This is a genomic window from Blastococcus sp. CT_GayMR20, assembly GCF_004570345.1.
In genome coordinates, this window is record NZ_SPQM01000174.1 from 1 (window position 1) to 8,400 (window position 8,400).

Sequence of the window (8,400 nt, forward strand, 5' to 3'; positions counted from 1 at the left end):
CGAGGGCGGCGTCGGCCGCGGGCACGTCGGGCTCGCACTCGATCAGGGCGTGCGCGGACGCGTCGTAGGGCCGGCCCACCGCGGCACGGGCACCCGGCCAGTTGTGGTGGAAGGTCAGCGCGGCGCCTGGCTGCCGGGTCTGCTCGCCGCGGCCGAGGCCGGTGCGGCGGGCCGCCGCCGTGCGCCGCGGGGCGAGAACCGGCCGTCGTGGCTCGGTCCGCCGCCACCGGAAGGGGTCACCCAGCGATGAGGGACGAATCGCTGCCAGGGGCAGAGCGATGACCAGGGAGACCTTCGAGTACGCCGTCCTGCGCGTCGTCCCGCGGATCGAGCGGGGGGAGGCGCTCAACGCCGGCGTCCTCGTCTACTGCCGCCAGCGCGACTACCTCGGTTCGCGGGTGCACCTCGACGTCGACCGGCTGCGCGCCCTGGACCCCACTGCGGACGCCGCGGCCATCGACCGGGCGCTGCAGGCCGCCGCCGACATCTGCGCCGCCGACCCGGGGGCGGGTGCGGCGGGCCGGGAGGCGCTCGGGTCGCGCTTCCGCTGGCTGACGGCGCCGCGCAGCACCGTCGTCCAGCCGGGACCGGTGCACACCGGGCTGACCGAGGACCCGGACGCCGAGGCCGACCGCCTGCTGCGCCTGCTGGTGCTCCCCGTCGAGGGCTGACCGGATCGCCCGGGCCGCGGGCCGGGGCCACCGATCGTCGCCGCCGGGACGCCCGGGGTTCACCGACGGTCCACCGGACGGCGGTGCAGGCTTCCTAGCGTCCGGGGGCCCGGTCCCCCCAGCGAAGGCCTCTGATGACCGACATCTCCGAACCCCGCAGCCGCTCGCTCCTGCCCTTCCTCGACTCCGTGCGCCACGGCAGCCGCAGCCACGCCACGTGCTTCTACAAGTGCGGCAACGCGTGCGACTCGGCCATCCCGAACCAGACCGACAACCCGACGTTCGCCGAGGTCGTGCAGACGGCGTTCAGCCGCCGCAACATGCTGAAGGCAGCGGGCGTGAGCGCCCTGGTGGTGGCCGTCGGCCCGGTCGGCACCGCTGCCGCGACGGACCGGCGCGGCGGCTCCGGCCGGCCATCGGGCTCGCGCGGCGACCTGACCTTCCGGCCCGTGCCGCAGAACCTCGACGACGAGCTGATGGTCCCTGAGGGCTACCGGTACTCGGTCGTGATGCGGTGGGGCGACCCGGTGGAGAAGGGAGCCCCCGACTTCGACGTCGACGCGCAGACCCCCGAGGCCCAGGCCAAGCAGTTCGGCTACAACTGCGACTACATCGGCTTCCTGCCGCTGGACGACCGGGGGAACCGGTTCCTCCTCGTGGTCAACCACGAGTACACCAACGAGGAGCTGATGTTCTCCGGTGTCGCCCCGGCGGCCGACGAGGGACCCCAGACCACGACGCCGGAGCAGAAGCGGATCGCGATGATGGCGCACGGCATCTCCGTTGTCGAGGTGCAGCGCGAGGGCCGGTCCGGCAACTGGCGTCCGGCGCGCGACGGCGACCGGAACCGCCGGATCACCACGTCCACGCCGATGGAGCTGACCGGTCCCGCGGCCGGCTCGTCCCATCTGCAGACCACGGCCGACCCCACCGGGCGCACGGTCCTGGGCACGCTCAACAACTGCGCCGGCGGCATGACCCCCTGGGGCACCACGCTGCACGGCGAGGAGAACTTCAACCAGTACTTCGGCACGACGACGGCGATCACCGAGGACACCAAGGAGCCCCGGCTCCTCCGCTACGGCGTGTCGACCTCCGACCCCGACGAGCGCGGCTGGCACGAGGTCGACGAGCGGTTCGACCTGTCGCGGGAGCCCAACGAGGTGAACCGCTTCGGGTGGGTCGTCGAGCTGGACCCGTACGACCCGAGCGCGAAGCCGAAGAAGCGCACGGCGCTGGGGCGGTTCAAGCACGAGGGTGCCAACGTGCAGATCGCCGACGACGGCCGCGTGGTGGCCTACTCCGGCGACGACGAGCGGTTCGACTACATCTACAAGTTCGTCTCGAAGAAGAAGATGAAGCGGGGCAACGGCCGGGACGCCCGCGCGCACAACCTCACGCTGCTGGACGAGGGCGACCTCTACGTCGCCCGTTTCTCCGGCGACTCCCCGCAGTCGGAGATCGACGGACGGGGGAAGCTCCCGGGCGACGGCGAGTTCGACGGCACCGGCCGGTGGATCCCCCTGGTCAAGGACGGCCGGTCGACGATCCCGGGCAAGGACGTCGCCTGGGTGCTCACCTTCACCCGCCTGGCGGCCGACCGGCTCGGCAAGCAGCTGGACGGCAACGGCGACTTCCCCGACCCGGCAGCGCCGGTGGTCACCGACCCGAGCAAGGTCCCCACCAGGATGGACCGGCCGGAGGACATTCAGGTCAACCCCGTCAACGGCCGCGTCTACGTGGCGCTCACGAACAACTCCAACCGCACCCTTGCCCAGGTCGACGAGGCCAACCCGATCGCCTTCTCGTACGGCTACGCGCCGGCGACCCCCACCGCGCCGGCTGCCTTCAGGGAGCGCTCGGGCAACCGGAACGGGCACATCATCGAATGGCGGGAGACCCGCGGTGCCGCCGGTGACCGGTTCGAGTGGCGGATCTTCCTGGTGGCGGGTGACCCCCGGGACCCGTCCTCGTACTTCGCCGGCTACGACGAGTCGAAGGTCAGCCCGATCTCGTGCCCGGACAACCTCGAGTTCGACCCGGCGGGCAACCTCTGGATCTCTACCGACGGCAACGTGCTCTCGCCGGTGAACCAGGGCGAGGGCACGGTCGGCGGCACCAACGACGGGCTGTTCGCCGTGCCGGTCGAAGGACCGGAGCGCGGCCACGTCAAGGCCTTCCTGACCGTGCCCCGGGGCGCGGAGTGCAGCGGGCCGCTCATCCCGGCGGACGGCAGGTCGGTCTTCGTCTCGGTGCAGCACCCCGGCGAGATCACCGGTTCCACCCGGGAGAAGCCGTACAGCACGTGGCCCGACCGGCGCCCCGACCGGCCCTTCCCGCGGCCGAGCGTGGCGGTCGCCTATCGCGAGGACGGCGGCCGCGTGGGCAGCTGACGCCGCCCGCCGGTGTCCCCGCAGCCTCCGCTGCGGGGGCACCGCAGGCCAGCCGGCGTGCGCCGTTACAGCCGCTGCACCGAACTGGTTCCCGTGGGTGCAGTCAGCCGGGCAGCAGGGCGTCGATGCGCCGGGCCAGCTGCACGTCGAGGTCGGTGACGCCACCCGCGGAGTGGCTGACGAGCGCCAGGTGCAGCGTCCGCCAGCGCAGGTCGACGTCCGGATGGTGGTCCATCTCCTCGGCGACGTCGGCGATGCGCACGACGGCGTCCACGGCGTCCCGGAAGCTGGGCAGTTCGACGGTGCGCCGGAGTCCGTCGCCGTCGCCGGACCAGGCGGGCAGCCCGTTCAGGGCAGCAGTGATCTCGTCGGGGGAGAGGCGCGGTGGCCGGGGCATGGCCCCATCCTGCCGCCGATCAGGTCAGCTGTGGATGCCGCACTCGATCTTGCCCTTGCCCGCCCAGCGACCGGCCCGGGCGTCCTCACCGGGCGCCACCGGGCGGGTGCAGGGCTCGCAGCCGATCGAGCCGTAGCCGATCTCGAACAGCGGGTTCACCGGCACCTGGTGCTCGGCGATGTAGGCGTCGACGACGTCCTGGGTCCAGGCGGCCATCGGGTTGATCTTCACCATGCCGCGCTTGGCGTCCCAGTCGACCAGCCGGGTGGCGGCCCGGGTCGGTGACTCGTCGCGGCGGATGCCCGAGCCCCAGGCGAGGTAGCCGGCCAGCGCCTCGGCCAGCGGCTTCACCTTGCGCAGGGAGCAGCAGAGGTCGGGGTCGCGCTCGTAGAGCCTCGGCCCGAACGACAGGTCCTGCTCCGCGACGGTCTGCGGAGGGGCGACGTCGACCAGGGTGATCGGCAGGACCGAGCTGATCCAGTCGCGCGTGCCGATCGTCTCGGCGAAGTGGTACCCGGTGTTCAGGAAGACGACGTGGACACCGGGGACGACCCGGCTGGCGAGGTGGGCCAGCAGACCGTCGGCCATGGACGACGTGATCGCGAAGCCGGCGTCGAAGGTGTCCCCGGCCCAGCGGAGGACTTCGAGCGCCTGCTCCACCGGGTCGGCGATGCCCTCGAACTGCGCATCGGCCGCGGCGGCCAGTTCCGGCGTGGGCCGGACCGCGATCGTCACTGCGTCACTCCCGTTCCGATCAGGCGGACCGTGAAGGCCCGCAGGCAGGCCTCGCAGCGCCACCCGTCGGGTGACTCCCCGTAGGGGGTCAGCTCCTCGTCCCCGCAGTACGGGCAGTGGAACACCGGCAGCTGCCGGGTCCTTCCCGACGGCGAGTCCTCGGTCATCAGAGCAGCCAGGCTTCCTCTGCCCGGGCCACGTACGCGGCGAACCGCTCGCCGGGCTCGCGGTGCTCGAGGTAGCCCCGCAGCACCCGCTCGCAGTAGTCCGCGGTCTCGGCCTTGGTGACCTTGTGGCCGCGGAACTTGCGGCCGAAGGCCGCCTCGACGCCGAGGTGGCCGCCCAGGTGCACCTGGAAGCCCTCGACCATCTCCCCGGAGTCGTCGCGCACCATCGACCCCTTGAAGCCGATGTCCGCGGTCTGGAACCGGGCGCAGCTGTTGGGGCACCCGTTGACGTTGATGCCGATCGGCTCGTCGAAGTCCGGGAGGCGCTTCTCCAGCTCCGCGTAGAGGTCCTGGGCGTGCTGCTTGGTCTCGACGATCGCCAGCTTGCAGAACTCCAGGCCGGTGCAGGCCATGGTGCCGCGGCGGAAGGCGCTCGGGCGGACCAGCAGGTCGTGCTCGGCCAGCGCCGCGACGAGGTCCTCGACCCGCTCGTCGGGCACGTCGAGGATGACCAGCTTCTGTTGCGTCGTCGTCCGGATGCGCCCCTGCCCGTACTCGTCGGCGAGATCGGCGATGCGGGTGAGCAGCGAGCCGCTGATCCGGCCGGTGCGCAGGGCGAACCCGACCGCGTTGGCGCCGTCCTTCTGCTTCGCGACGCCCACGTGGTCGCGCTGGTCGTGCTTGGCCGGCGCCGGGGCCGGCCCGTCCGGCAGCACCTCGTGGAGGTACTCGTCCTGCAGCACCTGGCGGAACCTCTCGGGGCCCCAGTCGGCCATGAGGAACTTGATCCGGGCGTGGTTGCGCTGCCGGCGGTAGCCGTAGTCACGGAAGATCGAGGTGCAGGCCGCCCAGACGTCGGTGACCTGGTCCGGGCGCACGAAGACGCCGATCCGATGGGCGAACATGGGATTGGTCGACAGGCCGCCGCCGACCATCAGGTCGTAGCCCGCCTCGCCGGCGGCGTTCACCACGCCCACGAAGGAGACGTCGTCGATCTCGGGCTCGGTGCAGTGGTCCACGCAGCCCGACATCGAGGTCTTCCACTTGCGCGGCAGGTTGCTGAACTCGGGGCTGCCCACGTACTTCGCGACGGTCTCGGCGAGGACGTCGGTGGCGTCGATGACCTCGTCCTCGAGGATCCCGGCCAGCGGGCAGCCGAGCATGACGCGGGGCACGTCGCCGCAGGCCTCCATCGACGAGAGCCCGACCGACTCCAGCCGCCGCCAGATCTCGGGCACGTCCTCGATGCGGATCCAGTGGTACTGCACGTTCTGCCGGTCGGTGACGTCGGCGACGTCGCGACCGAACTCGGTGCTGATCCCGCCGATCACACGCAGGGCGTCGCTGGACAGCTGCCCGCCGTCGATGCGGACCCGCATCATGAAGTAGGAGTCCTCGAGCTCCTCCGGCTCCAGGACGGCGGTCTTGCCGCCGGGGATGCCCTGGGCGCGCTGGGTGTAGAGGCCCATCCAGCGCATCCGGCCGCGGAGGTCGCCCGGGTCGATGCCGTCGAAGCCGGTCTTCGAGTAGATGTCGAGGATCCGCTGACGCACCTCGAGGCCGTCGGAGTCCTTCTTCATCCGCTCGTTCGGGTTGAGCGGTTCGCGGTAGCCGAGCGCCCACTGGCCCTGGCCGCGGACGGGCCGGGTGCTGGTGCGGGGAGGGGTGGTCACTGTGGAGCTTCTTCCTGCGCTCACCACCCGCGCGGCAGCGGGCCGGGCGGGAGGGGCGCTGCAGATCGGGAGGCGCAGGGAGCTCTGCGCGCGAGGACCGGGGTCAGCGCTGAGCGCGACAGACGGCGCTGGAGACGAGCGCCAGATCGATGTGCAGACGCGCGACGAGCAGACTGCCGCGGTCGGTCACGGGCCGATCCTCCCACAATTCGGCCCGAACCTGGATGTGACCCAGGGCTCAGCTGCCCATGGCGGCGCGGATCACGCGCACCGATTCCGCCAGCGGCGTCACCGACGTGTCGACGACGACCTCCGCCCGGCCCGGCGCCTCGTAGGGGTCGCTGACCCCGGTGAACTCGGGGATCTCCCCGGCGCGCGCCTTGGCGTAGAGCCCCTTCACGTCCCGCTGCTCGCACACCTCCAGCGGGGTCGCGAGGTGGACGAGGACGAACCGGCCGTGCTTCTCGACGAGCGCGCGCGCCTCCTCCCGTGCCGCCTCGTAGGGGGCGATCGCCGCGACGACGACGGTTCCGCCGTGCCGCACGATCTCTCCCGCGACCCAGCCGATGCGGCGGATGTTGAGGTCGCGGTGCTCCTTGGAGAACGTCAGCTCGCTGGACAGGTGCGTCCGGACGACGTCGCCGTCCAGGACCGTCACCTCGCGGCCCTCGGCCTCCAGCCGGGCGACCAGGGCGTCGGCGATCGTGGACTTGCCGGCGCCGGAGAGGCCGGTCAGGAAGACGGTGACGCCGCTGGTCGACATGCCGTCAGTGTTCCTCAGCCGCTGTCGTCGGCCCGAGCGGGGAGCAGGTCAGCCGGTCGGTCCGCGGCCGTCGAAGGACCGCCACGCACTCTCCAGCTCGACGAGCTCGGCCACGTGGTCGGGCAGCTTGCCGGCGACGACGTCGGCGAGGGTGACCTCCTCGAGCACCCGCCGGTAGGTCTCGCGGGCGGCGACCCACACGCTCGCGAGGGTGGCGGCGTTGCCGGGGTACTGGACATCCTCGGGTCGCTGACCGTGCACCTCGGCGAGGAAGCCCTGCTCGACGCGCATGACGCGGGCGATGGAGATCTCCGACGGCGGGAGCGCCAGCCGGTAGCCGCCGTCCCTCCCGCGCTGGCTGGTGACCAGGCGAGCGTGCTGCAGGTCGCCGAGGATCGCCTGCAGGAAGCGGGACGGGATGCCCTGGGCGGTCGCGATGCGCTCGCTGGTCAACGCCTCCGGGGCGACGGCGGCGAGTTCGAGGGCGGCTCGAACCGCGTAGTCGACCCGGGCAGTGATGCGCACGGAGCCATCCTGCCTTTTCTGGGAGGGTGGCTCCCGTGTTCGTCCTGCGTTTCACCACCTTGGTGGAGGCGCCACTGACCGTGGCGTTCGACGTCGCGCGCACGCTGGGGCGTCCGTGGCCCTTCCCGCTGGAAGAGCTCGAGTCCGTGCGGCCGCACTCCGACGTCCACGCGGGCCACCCGGCGTCGGGGCGGGGGCGGGTCACCCACTCGCGCCGGTTCACCGCCACGGGCGCCGGCACCCGGGTCGACGAGCAGGTCGAGTGCGTCATCGGGCTGCGGTGGCCGATCGGCGTCCTCGTCGACCGGCTGGTCCTGCGGCGGCGGATCGCCCGCGCGATGCACGCGCACCTCGACGCCTACGCCGCGGCCGCCGGCCGGCTGGCGCTCGACGTCGTCCAGGTGGTCGGGGCCGCGATCGTCGACGGCGACCGCGTGCTGGTCGCGCAGCGCTCGGGCGGGCCCTACGACGGCTGCTGGGAGTTCCCCGGCGGCAAGGTCGAGCCGGGGGAGTCCGATCTGGCGGCGCTGGCCCGGGAGATCGCGGAGGAGCTCGGCGTCGCGATCGAGCCGCAGGAGTTCGTCGGCGAGGTGCTGCTGGACGGCGTCGTGGGGGGCGGGGCGCCCGGCGCCTCGACGCTGCGCGTCTGGTGGGCGCGGATCCCGGACCGCGACGGTCCCGTCGCGCACGAGCACGCGCAGCTCCGGTGGGTCGGCGTCGCGGAGCTGGACGACCTCGACTGGATCCCGGCCGACCGCCCGCTGCTCCCCGCCGTCCGCACCCTCCTCGAACGACGACGGACGCCGTCCCGGTAGCGGGGCGGCGTCCGTCGGTTCGCAGCGGTCGTTCTGCTACTTGAAGGCGTCCTTGACCTTCTCGCCGGCCTGCTTGAGGTTGCTCTTGGTCTGGTCCTTCTGGCCGGCGGCCTGCAGGTCGCGGTCGTCGGTCGCGTCGCCCAGGGCCTCCTTGGCCTTTCCGCCGAGCTCTTCGATCTTGTTGTTCAGCTTGTCCTCGCCGCTCATGGATCGCTCTCCTCGTCTCGGAACGGGTATCGGAGTGCCCCTACCCCTGCGGCG

The 8,400-nt window shown here is 72.3% G+C and carries 10 protein-coding genes and 1 pseudogene; 4 read left to right on the top strand and 7 right to left on the bottom strand.

The genetic code is table 11. The features are described from left to right. The 3 genes and pseudogenes from E4P40_RS29160 to E4P40_RS24245 all read left to right on the top strand — a co-directional run. A pseudogene (locus E4P40_RS29160) lies at positions 1 to 250 on the top strand (hypothetical protein); the annotation flags it as partial. A gap of 28 nt (positions 251 to 278) precedes the next feature. Next, complete coding sequence (locus E4P40_RS24240; protein ID WP_135160925.1) at positions 279 to 671, top strand: DUF3037 domain-containing protein; 393 nt, start codon at positions 279 to 281, stop codon at positions 669 to 671. A 134-nt stretch (positions 672 to 805) separates the two neighbouring features. After that, on the top strand, positions 806 to 3,064 hold the full coding sequence (locus tag E4P40_RS24245) for a PhoX family phosphatase (RefSeq protein WP_135160926.1): 2,259 nt from the start codon (positions 806 to 808) through the stop codon (positions 3,062 to 3,064). Positions 3,065 to 3,167: 103 nt separating this feature from the next. Here the strand turns inward: E4P40_RS24245 and E4P40_RS24250 are convergent, their stop codons facing one another. The 6 genes from E4P40_RS24250 to E4P40_RS24270 all read right to left on the bottom strand — a co-directional run bounded on the left by E4P40_RS24250 (position 3,168) and on the right by E4P40_RS24270 (position 7,324). Then, positions 3,168 to 3,461 carry a 4a-hydroxytetrahydrobiopterin dehydratase gene (locus tag E4P40_RS24250; protein WP_135160927.1) on the bottom strand — a complete coding sequence of 98 codons (294 nt, stop codon included), beginning with the start codon at positions 3,459 to 3,461 and terminating at the stop codon, positions 3,168 to 3,170. Between the two features lie 24 nt (positions 3,462 to 3,485). Further along, positions 3,486 to 4,196 carry a phosphoadenylyl-sulfate reductase gene (locus tag E4P40_RS24255; protein ID WP_135160928.1) on the bottom strand — a complete coding sequence of 237 codons (711 nt, stop codon included), beginning with the start codon at positions 4,194 to 4,196 and terminating at the stop codon, positions 3,486 to 3,488. Continuing rightward, on the bottom strand, positions 4,193 to 4,363 hold the full coding sequence (locus E4P40_RS28340) for a hypothetical protein (protein ID WP_167762361.1): 171 nt from the start codon (positions 4,361 to 4,363) through the stop codon (positions 4,193 to 4,195). Before E4P40_RS28340 ends, E4P40_RS24255 begins: the two co-directional genes overlap by 4 nt. Further along, positions 4,363 to 6,036: a nitrite/sulfite reductase gene (locus E4P40_RS24260; RefSeq protein ID WP_135160929.1), complete on the bottom strand. Its 1,674-nt coding sequence runs from the start codon at positions 6,034 to 6,036 to the stop codon at positions 4,363 to 4,365. Before E4P40_RS24260 ends, E4P40_RS28340 begins: the two co-directional genes overlap by 1 nt. A gap of 238 nt (positions 6,037 to 6,274) precedes the next feature. Continuing rightward, entirely contained in the window at positions 6,275 to 6,799 is a 525-nt protein-coding gene (gene cysC / locus E4P40_RS24265; RefSeq protein ID WP_135160930.1) for an adenylyl-sulfate kinase, read from the bottom strand. Between the two features lie 48 nt (positions 6,800 to 6,847). Next, the gene (locus E4P40_RS24270) at positions 6,848 to 7,324 is read right to left on the bottom strand and encodes an Rrf2 family transcriptional regulator (RefSeq protein ID WP_135160931.1); all 477 of its coding nucleotides are present in this window, start codon (positions 7,322 to 7,324) and stop codon (positions 6,848 to 6,850) included. A 35-nt stretch (positions 7,325 to 7,359) separates the two neighbouring features. On the opposite strand from E4P40_RS24270, the gene E4P40_RS28670 reads away from it, so the two are divergent. Next, a complete protein-coding gene (locus tag E4P40_RS28670; RefSeq protein ID WP_209305496.1) occupies positions 7,360 to 8,139 on the top strand; it encodes a (deoxy)nucleoside triphosphate pyrophosphohydrolase in 780 nt (259 codons plus the stop codon). Positions 8,140 to 8,175: 36 nt separating this feature from the next. Here E4P40_RS28670 and E4P40_RS24280 read toward each other — a convergent pair whose 3' ends face one another. Beyond that, positions 8,176 to 8,346, bottom strand: a complete 171-nt coding sequence (locus tag E4P40_RS24280; protein ID WP_135160932.1) for a CsbD family protein — start codon at positions 8,344 to 8,346, stop codon at positions 8,176 to 8,178. Positions 8,347 to 8,400: the final 54 nt, after the last annotated feature.